15 protein-coding genes are annotated in these 17,234 nt (G+C 64.2%); 12 read left to right on the top strand and 3 right to left on the bottom strand.

Annotated elements, in window-relative coordinates; translation table 11 throughout:
• Window positions 1–35 precede the first annotated feature (35 nt).
• Window positions 36–1,100, top strand: a complete 1,065-nt coding sequence (locus K307_RS33615; RefSeq protein ID WP_042885326.1) for a beta-propeller fold lactonase family protein — start codon at window positions 36–38, stop codon at window positions 1,098–1,100.
• 11 nt (window positions 1,101–1,111) lie between these two features.
• On the opposite strand, the gene K307_RS33610 is transcribed toward K307_RS33615, so the two are convergent.
• Entirely contained in the window at window positions 1,112–1,792 is a 681-nt protein-coding gene (locus K307_RS33610) for an ankyrin repeat domain-containing protein (protein ID WP_042885324.1), read from the bottom strand.
• A gap of 353 nt (window positions 1,793–2,145) precedes the next feature.
• On the opposite strand from K307_RS33610, the gene K307_RS33605 reads away from it, so the two are divergent.
• From K307_RS33605 to K307_RS33575, 7 genes are all read left to right on the top strand, one after another.
• Window positions 2,146–3,876: a pyrroloquinoline quinone-dependent dehydrogenase gene (locus tag K307_RS33605; RefSeq protein WP_042885323.1), complete on the top strand. Its 1,731-nt coding sequence runs from the start codon at window positions 2,146–2,148 to the stop codon at window positions 3,874–3,876.
• 22 nt (window positions 3,877–3,898) lie between these two features.
• Window positions 3,899–4,525, top strand: a complete 627-nt coding sequence (locus K307_RS33600) for a c-type cytochrome (protein ID WP_042885322.1) — start codon at window positions 3,899–3,901, stop codon at window positions 4,523–4,525.
• A 458-nt stretch (window positions 4,526–4,983) separates the two neighbouring features.
• Window positions 4,984–5,448 carry a tripartite tricarboxylate transporter TctB family protein gene (locus K307_RS33595; protein WP_042885320.1) on the top strand — a complete coding sequence of 155 codons (465 nt, stop codon included), beginning with the start codon at window positions 4,984–4,986 and terminating at the stop codon, window positions 5,446–5,448.
• Between the two features lie 13 nt (window positions 5,449–5,461).
• Window positions 5,462–6,964 (top strand): tripartite tricarboxylate transporter permease, encoded by a 1,503-nt coding sequence (locus K307_RS33590; RefSeq protein WP_042885318.1) that lies wholly within the window; start codon window positions 5,462–5,464, stop codon window positions 6,962–6,964.
• A 196-nt stretch (window positions 6,965–7,160) separates the two neighbouring features.
• Window positions 7,161–7,493, top strand: coding sequence for a transcriptional regulator (locus K307_RS33585; RefSeq protein WP_051975477.1), 333 nt, complete (start codon window positions 7,161–7,163; stop codon window positions 7,491–7,493).
• Window positions 7,494–7,896: 403 nt separating this feature from the next.
• Window positions 7,897–9,063, top strand: a complete 1,167-nt coding sequence (locus K307_RS33580) for a Bug family tripartite tricarboxylate transporter substrate binding protein (RefSeq protein WP_230626216.1) — start codon at window positions 7,897–7,899, stop codon at window positions 9,061–9,063.
• A 118-nt stretch (window positions 9,064–9,181) separates the two neighbouring features.
• Window positions 9,182–11,203 (top strand): acetoacetate--CoA ligase, encoded by a 2,022-nt coding sequence (locus tag K307_RS33575; protein ID WP_042885315.1) that lies wholly within the window; start codon window positions 9,182–9,184, stop codon window positions 11,201–11,203.
• A 116-nt stretch (window positions 11,204–11,319) separates the two neighbouring features.
• Here the strand turns inward: K307_RS33575 and K307_RS33570 are convergent, their stop codons facing one another.
• Both K307_RS33570 and K307_RS33565 read right to left on the bottom strand, forming a co-directional pair.
• Entirely contained in the window at window positions 11,320–12,411 is a 1,092-nt protein-coding gene (locus tag K307_RS33570) for a 3-keto-5-aminohexanoate cleavage protein (protein WP_051975271.1), read from the bottom strand.
• Window positions 12,412–12,435: 24 nt separating this feature from the next.
• Window positions 12,436–13,335 (bottom strand): TauD/TfdA dioxygenase family protein, encoded by a 900-nt coding sequence (locus K307_RS33565; RefSeq protein ID WP_042887714.1) that lies wholly within the window; start codon window positions 13,333–13,335, stop codon window positions 12,436–12,438.
• Window positions 13,336–13,531: 196 nt separating this feature from the next.
• On the opposite strand from K307_RS33565, the gene K307_RS33560 reads away from it, so the two are divergent.
• Genes K307_RS33560 through K307_RS33545 form a run of 4 tightly spaced genes read left to right on the top strand, consistent with a single transcriptional unit; the run spans window position 13,532 to window position 17,173 of the window.
• The gene (locus tag K307_RS33560; protein ID WP_042885313.1) at window positions 13,532–14,500 is read left to right on the top strand and encodes a tripartite tricarboxylate transporter substrate binding protein; all 969 of its coding nucleotides are present in this window, start codon (window positions 13,532–13,534) and stop codon (window positions 14,498–14,500) included.
• Complete coding sequence (locus K307_RS33555; RefSeq protein WP_080745298.1) at window positions 14,497–15,795, top strand: 3-isopropylmalate dehydratase large subunit; 1,299 nt, start codon at window positions 14,497–14,499, stop codon at window positions 15,793–15,795. The genes K307_RS33560 and K307_RS33555 overlap by 4 nt, the downstream gene beginning before the upstream one ends.
• Window positions 15,792–16,322: a 3-isopropylmalate dehydratase gene (locus K307_RS33550; RefSeq protein ID WP_042885309.1), complete on the top strand. Its 531-nt coding sequence runs from the start codon at window positions 15,792–15,794 to the stop codon at window positions 16,320–16,322. Before K307_RS33555 ends, K307_RS33550 begins: the two co-directional genes overlap by 4 nt.
• Window positions 16,319–17,173: an isocitrate lyase/PEP mutase family protein gene (locus K307_RS33545; RefSeq protein WP_042885307.1), complete on the top strand. Its 855-nt coding sequence runs from the start codon at window positions 16,319–16,321 to the stop codon at window positions 17,171–17,173. The genes K307_RS33550 and K307_RS33545 overlap by 4 nt, the downstream gene beginning before the upstream one ends.
• Window positions 17,174–17,234: the final 61 nt, after the last annotated feature.

The following is a 17,234-nucleotide window of genomic DNA, read 5'->3' as shown; positions in this document are numbered from 1 at the left end:
TGGGCCGCCAACCATCCAGGCAACGAGGAGACTCCATGCCTTCGCATCATCCCTGCCGTACGCGGCACCTGCTGGCCGCTGCCATATTGGCGCTAGTGTGCCCGGTTGCGGCCAACGCGGCGCAGGCCTACGTATCGACCGAAGGCGGCGGCATTGCCGTCATCGACCTGGACCGGCTCGAAACCGTGGCCACCCTCCCGGCCGGGGGCAAGGGGCCGCGCGGACTGGGCGTGACCGCCGATGGCAAATACCTGCTGGCGGCCAACAAGGACACGGGCGACCTGTCGGTGATCGACATTGCCACCGGCCAGCTGGTTCGACGCGTGCCGATCGGACAGAACCCGGAGTTCGTGCGCGTGGCCGGGAACCAGGCCTTCGTCACCTACGAACCGGGCGAGCGCTCCGGCCCGCCCGGCGCCGCGCCGCCACCCTCCGCAACGGGCAAAGGCGATGCCGACAAGCCCCTGCCGGCGGAAATCGCCGTGATCGACCTGAAGGACTGGCGCGTGAGCCGGACGATCCGTTGCGGGCTGGAAACCGAAGGCATCGAGTTCTCGCGCGATGGCAAGCTGATGCTGGTCACCAACGAAGGCGACGACACCGTCACGGTCTATGAGAAAGCCAGCGGCAGGCAAGTGAAGCTGCTGCCGATGCCGGCTGGCTCGCGCCCGCGCGGGATCAAGGCGAGCCCGGACGGTAACCGCTACGTGGTGACGCTGGAATCGGCCAATGCCTTCGTCGTGCTCGACGCCACGGACTTCCGCGTGCAGCGCACCGTGCCGACGCGCACCGGTCCCTACGGGGTGGCGTTCGATCGCGCCGGCGCGCGGCTGTTCGTCGCCGCAGCGCGCGCCGATACCCTGCAGGTGTTCGATGCGCAGACCTTCGCGTCGCTGGCCGACATCGCGGTCGGCAAGCGCTGCTGGCATTTCAGCTTCACGCCGGACGATGCGCGGCTGCTGGTGGCCTGCGGGCGCTCCAATGCGGTCTATGTCTTCGACGCACGCACCTACCAGCCGGTGCGGCAGTTCGACGGACTGCCGCTAGCCTGGGGCATCGTGACCTATCCGAAGAGCGTGGGTTCGATCGATTCGCCGTGAGCGCAGCGGCGCTACTTCACCGGCGCTGCCGCGGTCTGGCCGCCCGCCAGGGTAGCCATTACGTTCTTCGCGCCTGCCTGCTCGGCAATCTCGCGCGCAGTCAGCCCGCGATCATCGCGCAACGAGGCATCGGCGCCACGCGAGAGCAGCAGCTGCACGACCTCACTCTTGTCGTAGCCGGCCGCCCACATCAGTGCCGTCAGGCCATGGGCATAGCGCGCGTTGATATCGACGCCGGCATCGAGCAGCTGCTTCACCACCACCGTGCGACCCTCTCCCGCTGCGTAGATCATGGCGGTCTTGCTGACGCGGTCGGTGGCGTTCAGCTCGGCATGACGCGCCAGCAGCATCGCGGTGATCTCCTGGTAGCCACCAAAAGCAGCCGCCATCAGCGGCGTCACGCCTTGCAGGTTCGGCTGGCTGACATTGGCACCGTGTTCGACCAGCGCGCGCGCCATGCTGGTCACGCCGCGCTTGGAGGCAGTCAGCAACGGCGTGTCGCCGATACGGTTGCGCGAGTCCACCGCAGCGCCCTGTTCCAGCGCACCGCGCACGCCGGCCTCGTCCCCGGCGCGCGCCGAAGCCAGCAAGCGCGCGTTCACGCTGATGTCGCCTTGCGCAGGTGCCTTGCCTGCGAGCAGGCAGAGCGCGCACAGGCACGCCACTGAAATCCTCCGCAGATCACGATTCATTTCCGGGCCCTCCGATGACAACCGTTGCGACGCGTTGCGCAAGACGGGTACCGCAATGCAAGGCCGTTCCCGGCCTCCTCTGCCGACCCGCCCGCTAAGTCTGGTGCGCGCGAAGCACAAATTCAAGCCGCCTTTTCATGCTGCAATGCACCGATTCAGCGGTGCCCTTGCGGCGTGCAAACCGCGCCTCGTGTGCTGGTTGTTTTGCTTGGGTTCTTGCCTATACTGCACTTCACCTCGGGCCACTTCGACGCGCGGCAGGACCTGCTTTGCGTCGCAACGATGCGCATCGGCTTGTGCGTTTCGCTCACCCAAGCGGCCAGGTCGACAAGAATCGAACAAGGAGCACCCCCATGCTCTCACTCCCTCGCCTCTCCAAGCACGCCCTCCCCCTGCTCTTCCTTGCCTCCACTGCTTCTGCCGCGCTCGGCGCCGAGGAAATCCAGCGCGGTGCGACTACGCCCGGTGCGCCGATGTCCGGTGCACTGCGGCCGGTCACGCAAGCTCAGCTCGATGCCGCGGGCACCAACGGCAACGACTGGCTGCACTCCAACGGCTCGTACGTGCAGACGCGCTACTACCCGGCTGCGCAGATCAACACGAAAAACGTCGCCAGGCTGAGGCCCGCTTTCGTATTCCAGACAGCAGTGATGGAGTCAATGGAGACTGCGCCGATCGTCGTCAACGGGGTCATGTTCCTGACCACTTCCTACAACCACGTCTATGCCATCGACGCGGTGACGGGCAAGGAGTTCTGGCACTACAAGCACAAGATGGGACCGATCACCACGTTCTGCTGCGGACCTAACAACCGTGGCGTGGCGATCAGTGGCGATCGTCTCTACATGGGCACGCTCGACGCCAAGCTGGTCGCGCTCGATGCAAAGACCGGCAAGCTGCTGTGGGAAACACAGATCGCGGACCCGGAACTGGGCTACTCCGAGACCATGGCGCCGGTGGTCGTCGACGACAAGATCCTGATCGGCACCAATGGCGGCGAGTACGGCATCCGCGGCTTCGTCAAGGCGTACAGCGCCACCGACGGCAAGCTGCTGTGGACCTTCCACACCATCCCCGAGAAGGGCCATGAAGGTGTTTGGGCCACCAAGGACGCTACGGGGCGCGACATGAAGCGCGACATCGCCGCAGAGAAGAAGTTGCTGGCCGACAAGGGGGGCGACTTCTACAAGACACTTGGTGGCGGCGTGTGGATGGCCCCGGCCGTCGACCGTGCCAACAAGCTGGCGATCTTCCTGGTGGGCAATCCGTCGCCGGACCTGTACGGCGCGATCCGCCCCGGAGACAACCTGTACACAGATTCGCTGGTCGCGGTCGACCTGAACACCGGCGCCTACAAGTGGCACTCGCAATATATCGCCCATGACGTGTGGGACCTGGATGCAGCCAGCCCGGCGATCCTGGTCGACGTGCGCGATGAAAAAGGCCAGATGATCCCGGGCGTCATCCACGGCGGCAAGACCGGGCACGTCTATGTGCATGACCGCCGCGACGGCCGCCTGATCCGCTATTCGCAGGCGATGATCCCGCAGGAGAACATGTGGGCCCTGCCCACCCCGCAAGGCGCGCGCATGCTGCCGGGCGCAAACGGCGGCGTGGAATGGTCGCCGATGGCGTTCAGCCCCAAGACGCGGCTTGCCTATGCCGCCAACCTGCATCAGCCGATGACCTACCAGGTGGAAGACGTCCCCTATCCGGGCGGCAAGCTGTGGCTGGGCGGCGCCTTCAAGGTCATCCCGGGCGAGCAGCAATGGGGCAAGCTGTCGGCGGTCAATATCGATAGCGGCAAGGTGGCGTGGGACTACAAGACCGAGCAGCCGCTGATCGGTGGCGTGCTGGCTACAGCCGGCGGACTCGTCTTCACTGGCGAAGGCAATGGCGTGTTCAAGGCGTTTGATGCGGCCAACGGCAAGATGCTGTGGCAGTTCCAGTGCGGGGCCGGCGTCAATTCACCGCCAGTGTCCTACACCGTCGGCGGCAAGCAGTACATCGCCGTGGCGGCCGGCGGCAACACCCAGCTGGACTTCAAGCGCGGCAACAGCATCTTTGTCTTTGCGTTGCCATAGGTTCGGGGACAGCGAGCCGAGCATGCCGGGCACCCCGATCCGTCCGCGCCGCCATCCCTCTGCGCGGCACGCCGTGGTGCCCGCCGTTGTAACTGCCCTGCTGGCCCTGTTGGCCGCAAGCGGCAATGCCCGCGCCGATGCGGCCGCCGGGCAAGCCAAGGCACAGGTATGCGTTGCCTGTCACGGTCCGCAGGGCAATTCCACCAATCCTGCACATCCGCAACTGGCGGGACAGACTGCGCGCTACCTCTACCTGCAGTTACGTGACTTCAAGGAAGGACGGCGCAGCGACCCCGCCATGTCGCCGATGGCCACGCCGTTGTCAAAAGAGGACATGCTGGACCTGTCCGATTACTTTGCCGCGCAGAAGCCGATGGCATCGACCTACAAGGTCGATGCAGCGCGTGTCGCGGCCGGACGCAGCAAGTCGCAGGAAGTGCTCTGCACCATGTGCCACCTCGGCGGATTTGCCGGGCAGAACGAAATGCCGCGGGTAGCCGGGCAGCACTACGCGTATATCGTCAAACAGCTTGAGGATTTCCGGGCGAGGCGTCGTACGAATGACGCGGGGAATATGACCAGCGTATCGCGCAATCTGAGTGATGACGATATCAGGAATCTCGCCAACTACATTACCGGCCTGAATTGATCTGCCAGTGAGTTGCGGCCGCTGGTGACGGCCGGGGGCTTCGCCGGACTGGCCAGCGTCATTGGCGACCTGTCCCTCGAGTCAGGCCCGATGGCCGGATGGCTCACCGCGACCATCGACGAAGGCGATTACCCCTGCACGTAGAGGATGGGGTAGCCACCGTTTCCGGCAGTAGGCGGCCACCCAAGCCGCCAAGTCATGGTGTTGCTCTTGATCGGCTCCCCGGCCACGGCAGGGCCGCTTCGCATCTAGTACACCAAATCGAACAGGTGGCACTCATCCGGGGCAACCTGGCTCCCCGGTGGCACTTCACTCGGTGAATACCCGCAAGACCATACAAATGAAAGGTGGTTGAAAGTTCAGCTTTCTACCGTTGGACGTTCCAATGCGTCCGCCCGTAGTAGCGGCCGGCACGCCGGGGGCAGCGCTGGAGCACGATAATTATCAAGAGGAGAATCATGTTTCACATACGAAGCCAAAAGGACTTCGCCTCCGGCCTGCTGTTTATCCTGGTCGGATTCGGCTTTTCCTGGGTTGCACGCGGCTACTCCATGGGAACCGCCGCAAAAATGGGACCGGGGTATTTCCCGTTCTGGCTGGGCATCGTGCTCGCCCTGCTGGGCGTGCTGGTGCTGTGGGGTTCGCTGTCGTCCAGGATGGAACAAGACAGCCTGGCCCGCTGGGACATCAAGACACTGCTGTGGATCCTCGGTTCGGTGGTGCTGTTCGGCCTGCTGCTCAAGCCGCTGGGCATGGTGCTGTCGGTGCTGGTGCTGGTGCTGGTGTCGTCGATGGCCAGCCACGAGTTCAGCTGGAAGGGCGCGATCCTGAACTCGATCATCCTGGTGCTGATCAGCCTGGGCGCGTTCGTGTACGGCATCAACCTGCAGATGCCGGTGTGGCCGGCTTTCCTAGCAAGCTAAGGAGCCCGCCAACATGGAACTACTCGCCAACCTGGGTCTGGGCTTCTCCACCGCCCTGACCTTCCAGAACCTCTTTTATGCCTTCCTGGGCTGCGTGCTGGGTACGCTCATCGGCGTACTGCCGGGCCTGGGGCCGCTGGCCACCATCGCCATGCTGCTGCCGGTGACCTACACGCTGCCGCCGGTGGCCGCGCTGATCATGCTGGCCGGTATCTACTACGGCGCCCAGTACGGCGGCTCCACCACCGCCATCCTGGTGAACCTGCCTGGTGAATCGTCCTCGGTGGTGACAACCATCGATGGCTACCAGATGGCAAGACGAGGGCGAGCGGGGGTGGCGCTGGCGACAGCGGGCCTGGGCTCGTTCTTCGCCGGCTGCGTGGCCACCCTGATCCTCGCCGCGTTTGCCGCGCCGCTGTCGGAACTGGCGTTCAAGTTCGGCCCCGCCGAGTACTTCTCGCTGATGGTGCTGGGCCTGATCGGCGCCGTGGTGCTGGCTTCGGGTTCGCTGGTCAAGGCGATCGCCATGATCGTGCTGGGCCTGCTGCTGGGCCTGGTGGGTACCGACGTGAACTCGGGCGCCGCCCGCTTCTCGTTCGACGTGCCGGAACTGACCGACGGCCTGAACTTCGTCTCGGTGGCAATGGGTGTGTTCGGCTTTGCTGAAATCATCGCCAACCTGGAGCAGAAGGAACACCGCGAGACCTTCACCGACCACATCACCAACCTGTTCCCGACCAAGGCCGACTTCAAGCGCATGATCCCCGCCGTGCTGCGTGGCACTCTGCTGGGTTCGGCGCTGGGCATCCTGCCGGGCGGTGGTGCGGCGCTGGCTTCGTTCGCAGCCTACTCGCTGGAAAAGAAAACCTCCAAGTACGCGCATGAGTTCGGCAAGGGTGCCATCGAAGGCGTGGCGGGTCCGGAATCGGCCAACAACGCCGCGGCGCAGACTTCGTTCATCCCGCTGCTGACGCTGGGCATCCCGCCCAATGCGGTGATGGCGCTGATGGTCGGTGCGATGACCATCCACAATATCCAGCCCGGCCCGCAGGTGATGACCAGCAACCCGGCGTTGTTCTGGGGCCTGATCGCCTCGATGTGGATCGGCAACCTGATGCTGATCGTGCTCAACCTTCCGCTAATCGGTATCTGGGTGAAGCTGCTGAAGGTGCCCTACCGTTACCTGTACCCGGCCATCCTGGTGTTCTGCTGCATCGGCGTGTACTCGGTCCAGAACACCACCTTCGACGTGTTCCAGACCGCGGCCTTCGGCGTGATCGGCTACCTGTTCATCAAGCTGCGCTGCGAACCTGCGCCGCTGCTGCTGGGTTTCGTGCTGGGGCCAATGATGGAAGAGAACTTCCGCCGCTCGCTGCTGCTCTCGCGTGGTGACTTCAGCGTGTTCGTGACGCGCCCGCTGTCGCTCGGACTGCTGATCGCCGCCGCGGTGCTGGTGCTGGTCGTGGCGATGCCGACGATCAAGTCCAAGCGCGAGGAGGCGTTTCAGGAGGAATAGCGCTCTGTTGTGCCGGTTTTCCCCCAGCCGGCACAAGATGCTTTCTTGGGGCCGCGGCCCCTTTTCTCTGAACGATAGCGTTCGGTCCCGGCAAGTCTCCCGGCAACTGGAGGGTGCGGATCGAGACCGAACCGGAACGGCATATGCGGGCAGCCCGTCATCTGTCCGGCCAATGCGGGAGGGTCTCAAACACTGCATGAAACCCCCGACGCTCAAGCGTGTCCTGTCGCGCTTGTATATTCTCAGAATCGTCCAGGCCAGCCCGGCGACCGTCATGACGTTGGTGGATCGCCTGCGCGAGCGGGGCCTTGATGAAAACATTCGATCATTGCGCCCCATCCTGCGTAGCCTCATGCTGGCGCGTGCCATCACCGCCCAGCTCGTGGAGGGCAGTGGGCGAGTCTACTGCATCACTGACGAAGGACGAGAGGAACTCGAAGCCTATCTGTCCCACCTTAACATCCTGCAAATGGATGGCCGGCAAACTGAAACACAAAGCGACGATTCCCGCTTGAACGACGGCGAATAGACGAAGCGACGTGGCCGCGCGACTCCCTGACGACTTTCACCGCACAAGAAGTATTGCTGATTTCGTGAAATGCTCATCGTCGTCCCCCTGCCGATCCTGACTTCCCGATTCATCAACGCCTCGGTCGGGTGAACTGGCTACGCCACGCCAGCTTCGGCAGCTTCGAGGATCTGTTTCTGCATGCCAAAGCGCTTGCCTCGATGAAGGCGGAATTGCGTGGCGCAATCTTCGTCCCCTTTCGACGCTTCGGCGGCGGGTCCTCCGGTCTTCCTCCTGCACGACCCGGCCGCCGACGCCCTGCAAAAGGCAGGCACGTCGGCAGAGCCACATGAACAGCCGAGTGCGGTTTCGTCCTCGCCCGCGCCGCTAGCCAACCTAGGGTTTTCCACCTCCATTTTTCGGCATGCGCAAGCTTGCGCGCGCAACCTCCGCGCCCTACATTACGTCAATATATTTACGCATTAATCAAGTTGATGCGATGACACGCCGCTACTTACAAAGAGTTGAGAACGTGGAAAATGGAAATATGATGCGTAACTTACACAACAAGGCAAAGGTCGTGACCGGTCGCAGCATCGGCACAGCAACCTGGCGCGCGTTGCGCCACACCCTTGCCGGCGCGGCCGCCATCCTGACCCTTTCGGCCGTGAGCGGCCCCTTGCGGGCGCAGCCGGCCCCCTGGCCGGCCAAGCCGGTGCGCCTGGTCGTCGGTTTCGCCCCCGGCGGCGGCACCGACGTGATGGCCCGGGTCGTCGCGCAAAGCCTGTCCGAGGCCCTGGGCACGACCGTCATCGTCGACAACAGACCCGGCGCCAGCGGCAACATGGCTGGCAGCGAGGTGGTCAGGGCCGCGCCCGACGGCTACACCCTGATGGTGGCGCCAACCTCGGTCGAGACCGCCAACCCGTCGCTTTTCAAGGCTAACTTCCACCCGGCCAGGGACCTGACGCCGGTGGGCAGCATCGGCGTTACCGCGATGTACGTCGTGGCCAGGCCGGGCATCACGGTCAAGAATGCCAAGGAACTGGTGGACTTCGCCAAAGCCAACCCGGGCAAGCTGTCCTACGCCTCGTCGGGCGCGGGCACGCCTCCGCACCTGGCGGCTGAGCTCTTCAAGATGCGCACCGGCATCTTCGCCACCCACATTCCCTATCGCGGCTCGGCCCCGGCCCTTCAGGACGTGATGGCCAGCCAGGCCGACTTCGTCTTCGACCCCGGCATCGCTTTCCAGCACATCCGCGCGGGCAAGGTGAAGCTGCTGGGCGTGGCCAGTGCGAAGCGCTCGCCCTTCTTCCCGGAAGTGCCGACACTGGCCGAACAAGGCATCCAGGGGGCCGAGCTCGACATCTGGTTCGGCGTGTGGGCGCCGAACGGCACGCCGCCGGAGATCCTCACCCGGCTCAACCGCGAGTTGGCAAAGGTGCTGGCGCGACCGGCGCTCAGGCAGCGCTTTGCCGACCTCGGCGCGGAGCCGGCTGCGCTGGACCAGGCCGCCTTCCGCAAGCTCCTCAGCGAAGAAGGACGCTTGCTGACGACACTGATCAGGAGCCAGAAGATCGCCGTGGACTGACCAGCCCGCAGCACAAGCACCGTCGTCGAAACGTTGTCCTTGTCGAGCCTGATGGTCGCAACGGCACGGTAACGCGAAACAGGCCGCCTCAAATCCAAACCTCCATTTGCCACCCGCCATGCAGAACGACACACCTACCCGATCGACCGAAGTCCTCTGGACGCCTGGCCCGGAACAATTGCAGTCGAGCCGTCTCGTGCAGTACCAGCGCTGGCTCGCACAGGAACAAGGGTTCATCAGCCGCGATTACGCCGACTTGTGGCGCTGGTCGATCGAGGACATCGAGCGGTTCTGGCAATCGATCTGGAGCTTCTTCGATGTACAGGCCGACGGGAGCCGCGAGCCGGCGTTGGGCTCCCGCACCATGCCGGGGGCGGACTGGTTCCCCAATGCCCGCCTGAACCTTGCCGAGCATGTCTTCCGTAATGCCACACCGGAACAGCCGGCGGTCATCGCCCGCAGTGAAGACGTGCCATTGCAACGCATATCGTGGGCGGAACTGGAGCGATCGACCGCCGCACTGGCAGCCACCTTGCGCGGTTGGGGTGTCCGACCCGGTGACCGGGTCGCAAGCTACATGCCGAACCGTCCCGAAACCCTGATCGCCTTCCTGGCCTGCGCCAGTATCGGTGCGGTCTGGTCGAGTTGTGCGCCGGACATGGGCGCTTCGGTGGTGCTGGACCGCCTGCGCCAGATCGAGCCCAAGGTGCTCGTCGCCATCGACAGCTATAGCTACAACGGCAAGCAGCACGACAGATCCAAGGTGGTAGACGAGTTGTTGACCGAGTTGTCCAGTGTCGAGCATGTCGTGCAGGTGCCAGGTCCGCTCGGGCACGAGCGGGCAGTCGGCTGGCGCGACCACGCGCACTGGGCGTCCGTTGTTGCCACCGAGGCCGCTCCTCGTTATGAGCGTCTTTCTTTCAGCCACCCACTGTGGATCTTGTACTCGTCGGGAACCACCGGGTTGCCAAAGGCAATGGTGCATGGACACGGCGGCATTCTGCTGACGCATCTGAAGGAAATGGGTCTGCAAAACGACCTCCGGCCTGGTGACCGTTTGCTTTTTTTGGGGAGTACGGGCTGGACCGTCTGGAACTTGCTGGTAGGCGCCCTGGTCACCGGCGCCTCGATCGTGCTCTATGACGGACACCCGTCCTGGCCAGATGACAACACGTTATGGCGTTTCATGGACGAGCAAGAGGTGGCCGTATTTGGCACGGGTGCAGCGGTACTCCTCGGTCATAAAAAAAACGGCTTGCGGCCACGAGACTTTGCACCGCTCAAGAAGTTGCGCACCATCCTTTCGACCGGATCGCCGTTGCCGATCGACGCGTTTGAGTGGATCTATCGGGACGTGAAGCCCGACGTCTGGCTCGCATCGGTCAGTGGCGGTACCGACGTCGCTTCCTGCTTCGTTGGATGTGCCCCGACGCTGCCGGTGCACGCGGGTGAAATCCAGTGCCCTGAGTTGGGCGTCGCGGCCTATGCATTCAATGAGGCGGGACAAGCGGTCGTCGATGAGGTGGGCGAACTCGTGATCACCCAGCCGATGCCTTCCATGCCGCTCTATTTCTGGAACGACCCCGACGGAAGCCGTTATCGCGATAGTTACTTCGACATGTACCCGAATGTGTGGCGCCAAGGCGATTGGATCCGCTTCACTTCCTACGGCAGTTCGGTCATTTACGGCCGCTCGGACAGCACCATCAATCGCTTCGGCATCCGTATCGGGACCGCTGAAATCTACCGCGTGGTCGAAGCGCTGGATGAGGTGCGCGACAGCCTCGTGATCGATCTGGAGTACCTTGGGCGACCTTCCTTCATGCCTCTGTTCGTGGTTTTGCAGCCCGGGGTTGAACTTGACGACGCGCTGAGCGAACGCCTCAGGCAGCAGATCCGCACCACGGCTTCGGGCCGGCATGTGCCGGACGCGCTTGTCCAGGTAAGCGAGATTCCGAGAACCCTCAGCGGGAAGAAAATGGAAGTCCCCGTGCGCAAGCTGCTACTGGGTGCCGATCCAACCAAGGTCGCCAACCCGGACACCATGCAAAATCCGCGCAGCCTGGACTTCTTTATCGAGTACGCGAAGACGCTCGAGAACGCTCCGCTTGGACTGAGGGAGAGGTGCGATCCTTCCTGAGCCCCAAGCCGATCTGGCTATGCTGCCACAACACGACAGGTGTGTAGCCAGATCGGAATTCCCTACGCCTGGGCGCTGAGTACAGTGCGGGCGATGGGGTGGGTACTGCGGCGTGCCTAAGCGGCCCGACGAGCCAGAGGCCGCGCATCACTGCCAGCGTGCTGTGTAAAGCCGACCTGGCCCGGTCTGCGGTTTGGCGCGAAGCCGTTCTCAGCCAGCGCCTCATCGGCGCTGCCGTAGAACGTGCCGATCTTGTAGATTTCCCGAGCTTTACTCGCATTGGCAACATCGCGGCCAACGTCACGCGAGATTCGAACTAGCTGCTCGATCTGCTCGACAGTGCCCATCTTGCGGTCCCGTCGCGGGGTCCAGATGTTGTCCTCGATACCGCAACGCACGTGCAGGCCCATTGCGATCGCCATCATATTGAGGGGCAGCACGTTGAGCATCGAGGTTTCCAGCGTCAGAACCGAACCATTCAGGCAGGCACGCACGAAATTCGCCAGGTTGTAGATGTTGGGGGCTTCGAAGCCTCCGCCGATGGCCACCCAGGTCAAGATCAGGGGCACATTGCAGCTACCCCTGCGCATCATGCGCTCCACCGTTTCCAGTTGAGCGATGTTCGCGAGCTGGAAGTGTGTCTGGACGCCCGTGCTGCAGAGGCGGCGGATGTGCTCTTCCACCCATTCCGGCCCGGCGGGAATGGTCATCTCGCGGTAGGCGCGATAGTTCGCCGGATCGGCCAGCGAGGTTCCGGCAACGTCGGCCGCGCACATCTGCTCGACCACGTTCATCTGGTTGGTGTTGATAGCGATCGTTACCTGGTCCGGCGTCGGCTTCAGTTCGGCCAGCATGTGGCGGGGATCGTCCGAGAGCCACTTGGCAACATCACCTTCATTCTCCGGCACAAACGAGATCGAACCGCCTACCTGCAGGATCATGTCCGGCACGCGTGCACGAATGCCGGCGAGCAGTTCGTTGAATTTGGACAGGCGCTTCGAGCCCTTCCCATCCTCTTCACGCACATGCACGTGCAGCACGGTGGCGCCGGCGTTGTAGCAGTCGACAGCCTTCTGGATCTGTTCCTCCATCGTCACCACGATGTCTTCCGGAAAATCGGAGGGCATCCATTCCGGACCATAAGGGGCTGCGGTAATGACCAGCTTTTGCTGATTCTCGGGGAACAACGAACCGTCGATGAAATCCATGTCTCTTTCCTTGGGATAACGGGTTCAGGCAACTACTGGCTGGCGTGCTTGCGCCTTGGCCTCACCTTCGCCAATGCCAAACGGCTTGTCGCCGATGATGCCGGCGCGCTCCATCTTGCGGTGGCATGGCGCGTAGTCCATCACGGCGTAATGCTGGGTGCTGCGGTTGTCCCAGATCGCCATGTTGTTGGCCTTCCAGCACCAACGCACCTGGTACTCGGGAATGAGGACCTGGGTCACCAGGTAACGCAGCAAGTCGGCAGCACCCAGGTTGGCATCCTGGCCGTAACGCACGTTTGCCGGCGTATGGAAGTTGGTGAAATGTGTGGTGAAGGCGTTGACGAAGAGGATGTTCTCGCCGGTTTCCGGGTGAATCCGCACCACAGGATGCTCGGCATCCGGGTATTGCGCCTTCAGTGCCAGGCGCTTTTCGATCGGCATGGCCGCGCCGAAGCTCGCTTCGATACTGTGTCGTGCGCGCAAGCCGGAAACTTGCGCTTTCACATACGCTGGCAAGTTCTCGTAAGCAAGCGCCATGTTCGCCCACATGGAATCGCCCCCCACGCCGGGACTTTCAACACAGCGCAGCACGCACCCCATTGGAGGTGCCTCGCGCCAGGTCGCATCGCTGTGCCAGGCATTCTCGTATCGGTCCATCGGCTGGTCAGGCCTCTTGTAGATCTGCACCAGGCCGGGGTGTTCCGGATGGCTGCCGGCTACAGGGTGATCTTCCAGCTTGCCAAACCGCTCTGCAAACGCAACATGCTCGGCACGGGAAATGTCCTGGTCACGCAGGAACAGGAACTTGTGCTGGAGCAGCGCGGCACGGATCTCGTTGAACAGCCCGTCATCATGGATGGCATCGGCAAGGCTCACGCCGGTTAGCTCGGCGCCAATGCTGGCGGTCAATTGCTCGATGCGCATCATTCAGCCTCCTGACACGCCATGAATGAATCGGGCATTGCGACGTCAGGAAGAAAGCGGGCCAAATGACGTCACGTTGGCTGCACCGCCGAACTGGTCCCATCGATAGGACCACCCGGTTCCATTGAGTAGCGCGGCGACGAGGCATAGAGTCCCACTGACTCCTTCGGGAGAAGAAACAGCCGTGGAGACAGACATGCCGTTCAGCAGAAGAAAGATTCTCGCCAGCACTGCGCTGGCCGCCCTGGCCGTGCTGGCCCCCGTGGCGCGGGCCGCAGCGGACAAGCCAATCACAATCGTGGTCGGCAGCCCCGCCGGCGGCACCACCGATGCACTGGCGCGCCTGATCGCCCGTTCGATGGGCGAGACGCTGCAGCGTACCGTTGTCGTCGACAACAAGCCCGGCGCCGGCGGCAACATCGCCGCGCAATTCGTGGCGCGCAGCACCCCGGACGGCAGCACGCTGCTAATGAGCTTTACCGGCCATACCATCAACGCGTCGCTTTACAGGAACCTGCCGTTCGACGCGGTCAAGGACTTCACGCCGATCTCGATGGTCGCGCGCGTGCCGAGCGTGCTGGTGGCCCGCAAGAACGTGCCGTTCGACACCACCGCGGGCCTGATCGACTACGCGAAGCGCAATCCGGGCAAGCTTAACTTCGCCATCGGTGCGCAGGGGTCGTCGCTGCACCTGGCCAGCGAGCAGTTCAAGCTGCAGACCGGCACCGACATCCTCAACATCCCCTACAAGGGCACGAACCCCGCACTGACCGACCTGCTCGGCGGCACTGTGGACCTGATGTTCGCCAGCACCGTCAACGTGCTGCCACATGCCAGGACCGGCGCACTCAAGATCCTCGGCGTCAGCAGCAAGGAGCCGTTGCCACAGTTCCAGGGCGTTCCGGCCGTCGGCAGCACCGTGAAGGGGTTCGAGTCGTCGGCATGGTTTGGCCTTTTCGGCCCCGCCAGGCTGCCGCAGGCGGTCACCGACCAGCTCTATCGTGCCGTGAAGATCGCCGTGGAAGATCCCGCCTACAAGCAGCGGATGGAAACCGAGGCCGCCACCGCGGTGAGCATGACGCCGCAGGCGTTCGCGCAGTTCGTGCGCAAGGATATCCAGCACTGGGCGAAGGTCATCCAGGCGTCGGGCACGCGGGTGGAATGATGGCGCAGAACCTGGCAAAGACGCCGGCACAGACACTGGCGCAGAAGCTGCTGGCCCGCGCGGCCGGCCGTGGCCAGGTCACGCCGGGCGAGATCATCAATTGTCGCGTGGACCTGGCCATGATGCACGACTCGGGCGGCCCACGCCGTGTGCAGCCGCTGCTGGAGAAAATCGGCGCAAAGGTCTGGGACCCGGCCAAGGTCGTGGTGGTCACGGACCACTACGTCCCAGCACATGACCCCGACAGCCGCAAGATCGTCCAGATCGCGCGCGACTGGGTCAGGGACGCAGGCGTGGCGCGCCTGCACGACATGGAGGGCATCTGCCACGTGGTGGTGCCGCAAAAAGGCTACCTGCATCCCGGGATGTTCGCCGTGGGCGGCGACAGCCATTCGTCGACCGGCGGCGCGTTCGGCGCCTACATGTTCGGCATCGGCGCCACCGAGATGCTCGGCGTGCTGGTGACCGGCGAGATCTGGGTGCGGGTGCCGCAGACCATTCGCATGCAATGGCATGGCCAGCTGCGCGCCGGCGTGTCGGCCAAGGACATGATGCTGCGACTGTGCACGCAGTTCGGCATGGACGGCGGCCAGTACCAGGCCGTGGAGTACACGGGCGCCGCGGTGTCGGCATTGTCGATGCAGGAGCGGATGACGCTGTCGAACATGACTGCCGAGTTGGGCGCGCAGGTCGGACTGGTCCCTCCTGACCCAGTCACACGCGACTGGCTGCTGACCGCGGGCGTCGACCCAGCGTCCATCGATATCGATACCTGGCAGTCCGATGCCGACGCCGCCTGCCTCGCCACGCACGACTTCGACGCCGCGTCGCTGGCGCCGCAGGTGTCGCGGCCCGGTACGCCTGCCGATGCCGGCGACGTCGATACCCTCGGCAACGTGGCGGTCGATATCGCCTATATCGGCGCCTGCACTGGCGCCAAGCTCGAAGACCTGCGCATGGCGGCCGAGGTGCTGCGCGGCCAGCGCGTGGCACGCAATACCCGGCTGCTGGTGGCGCCGGCGAGCGCCGCCGACCAGGCGCAAGCCGCGCAGGAAGGCACGCTCGGCGCACTGCTGGACGCCGGGGCCGAACTGCTGCCAAACGCGTGCGGCGCCTGCGCCGGATACGGCGAACACCGCTTTGGCGAAGACACCGTGGTGATCAGCGCCACGGCACGCAATTTCAAGGGGCGCATGGGCGCCGCATCGTCGCAGGTCTACCTGGGCTCGCCCTACACGGTGGCCGCGTCGGCGATTGCGGGCCGTATCGCCGATCCACGGGAGAGGCTGGCGTGAATCAACGTGCTGCGCCGTATACCGGTCGCGCCTGGGTATTCGGCGACGACATTAATACCGACCTGCTCGCGCCAGGGGCCTACATGAAGTTCGGCATCGACGAGATCGCCCGCCATTGCATGGAACAGGTCGATCCCACCTTCGCCACCGCGGTGCAGCCCGGCGACATCGTGTTCGGCGGGCGCAACTTCGGCGCGGGATCCTCGCGCGAGCAGGCCGTGGAGGTGCTGCGCCATCTCGGCGTTGCCGCCGTCGTGGCGCCCTCGTTCGCAGGCCTGTTTTATCGCAATGGCTTCAACCTGGGCCTGCCGCTGCTAACGTGCCCCGCGCTGCAGCGGATCGCCCCCGGCCGGCGCGTCGGCTGCGACATCGGCACAGCGCAGGTCATCGTCGAAGACCATTCGCCGCTACAATGCGAGCCGATTCCGCCACACCTGGTGGCTATGATCCGCGACGGCGGACTTGTGCCGCACCTGATGCGCAAGATCGCGACAGGCCAACTCACCGTGAACGAAACCACATCATGACGCTGAAGCAACGCCTGCAACAACCCGGCATCGTTACCGCACCGGGCGTCTACGACGCCTTTTCGGCCCTGCTGGTCGAACAGGCCGGATTCCAGGCCGCCTACCTGTCGGGCGCCAGCCTCGCCTATACGCGCTTCGGTCGGCCGGACATCGGCTTCCTGTCGCTCGACGACGTGGCGTCCGTCACCCGCAATATCCGTGAACGCGTGGCGCTGCCGTTGATCGTCGATGCCGATACCGGCTTCGGCAACGCGCTCAACGTGATGCAGACCGTGCGCGTGCTGGAGCGCGCCGGGGCATCGGCAATCCAGCTCGAAGACCAGGCGATGCCGAAGCGCTGCGGGCACCTCGACGGCAAGTCAGTGATTGCCGCAACCGAGATGGCCGGCAAGATTCGGGCAGCCTGCGACGCGCGCCGTGATGCGAACACGCTGGTCATCGCGCGCACCGACGCCGTTGCCGTGGAGGGTATGGAGGCGGCGCTCGAACGCGCCGAGCGCTATGCCGAGGCCGGCGCCGACGTTCTGTTTGTGGAAGCACTGCGCAGCCGCGATGACATGACCGCCGCCATCGCGCGGCTGGGCAGCCGCGCGCCGCTGCTGGCCAATATGGTCGAAGGCGGCAAGACGCCCGTGCTGCCCGCGCCAGAGCTGGAGGAAATCGGCTTCCGCATCGTGATCTTCCCCGGCGGGACCGTGCGGGCCCTGAGCTTCGCGCTGCGTGACTACCTGCAAAGCCTGGCCTCGCACGGCACCACCACGCCGTACCTGGATCGGATGCTGTCATTCCAGGCGCTCAACGAGATGATCGGCACGCCGCAGATGCTGGCGCTGGGCAAGCGATACGAATAGGTCGCCTGAACTCGGCACCAGGAGCACTTGTCGCAGCGGCGCCGAGGGCGTACCGTGGCGG

It is taken from the genome of Cupriavidus necator A5-1 (assembly GCF_000744095.1).
Taxonomy (GTDB): domain Bacteria; phylum Pseudomonadota; class Gammaproteobacteria; order Burkholderiales; family Burkholderiaceae; genus Cupriavidus; species Cupriavidus necator_A.
The sequence above is the reverse complement of the archived record's forward strand: the minus strand, read 5'-3'. Positions and strand labels throughout refer to the sequence as shown.

Bases quoted from the DNA above. Each gene is read 5' to 3' on its own strand.
- K307_RS33615 (WP_042885326.1), top strand. From the start codon at position 36: ATGCCTTCGCATCATCCCTGCCGTACGCGGCACCTGCTGGCCGCTGCC.
- K307_RS33610 (WP_042885324.1), bottom strand. From the start codon at position 1,792: ATGAATCGTGATCTGCGGAGGATTTCAGTGGCGTGCCTGTGCGCGCTC.
- K307_RS33605 (WP_042885323.1), top strand. From the start codon at position 2,146: ATGCTCTCACTCCCTCGCCTCTCCAAGCACGCCCTCCCCCTGCTCTTC.
- K307_RS33600 (WP_042885322.1), top strand. From the start codon at position 3,899: ATGCCGGGCACCCCGATCCGTCCGCGCCGCCATCCCTCTGCGCGGCAC.
- K307_RS33595 (WP_042885320.1), top strand. From the start codon at position 4,984: ATGTTTCACATACGAAGCCAAAAGGACTTCGCCTCCGGCCTGCTGTTT.
- K307_RS33590 (WP_042885318.1), top strand. From the start codon at position 5,462: ATGGAACTACTCGCCAACCTGGGTCTGGGCTTCTCCACCGCCCTGACC.
- K307_RS33585 (WP_051975477.1), top strand. From the start codon at position 7,161: ATGAAACCCCCGACGCTCAAGCGTGTCCTGTCGCGCTTGTATATTCTC.
- K307_RS33580 (WP_230626216.1), top strand. From the start codon at position 7,897: ATGCGCAAGCTTGCGCGCGCAACCTCCGCGCCCTACATTACGTCAATA.
- K307_RS33575 (WP_042885315.1), top strand. From the start codon at position 9,182: ATGCAGAACGACACACCTACCCGATCGACCGAAGTCCTCTGGACGCCT.
- K307_RS33570 (WP_051975271.1), bottom strand. From the start codon at position 12,411: ATGGATTTCATCGACGGTTCGTTGTTCCCCGAGAATCAGCAAAAGCTG.
- K307_RS33565 (WP_042887714.1), bottom strand. From the start codon at position 13,335: ATGCGCATCGAGCAATTGACCGCCAGCATTGGCGCCGAGCTAACCGGC.
- K307_RS33560 (WP_042885313.1), top strand. From the start codon at position 13,532: ATGCCGTTCAGCAGAAGAAAGATTCTCGCCAGCACTGCGCTGGCCGCC.
- K307_RS33555 (WP_080745298.1), top strand. From the start codon at position 14,497: ATGATGGCGCAGAACCTGGCAAAGACGCCGGCACAGACACTGGCGCAG.
- K307_RS33545 (WP_042885307.1), top strand. From the start codon at position 16,319: ATGACGCTGAAGCAACGCCTGCAACAACCCGGCATCGTTACCGCACCG.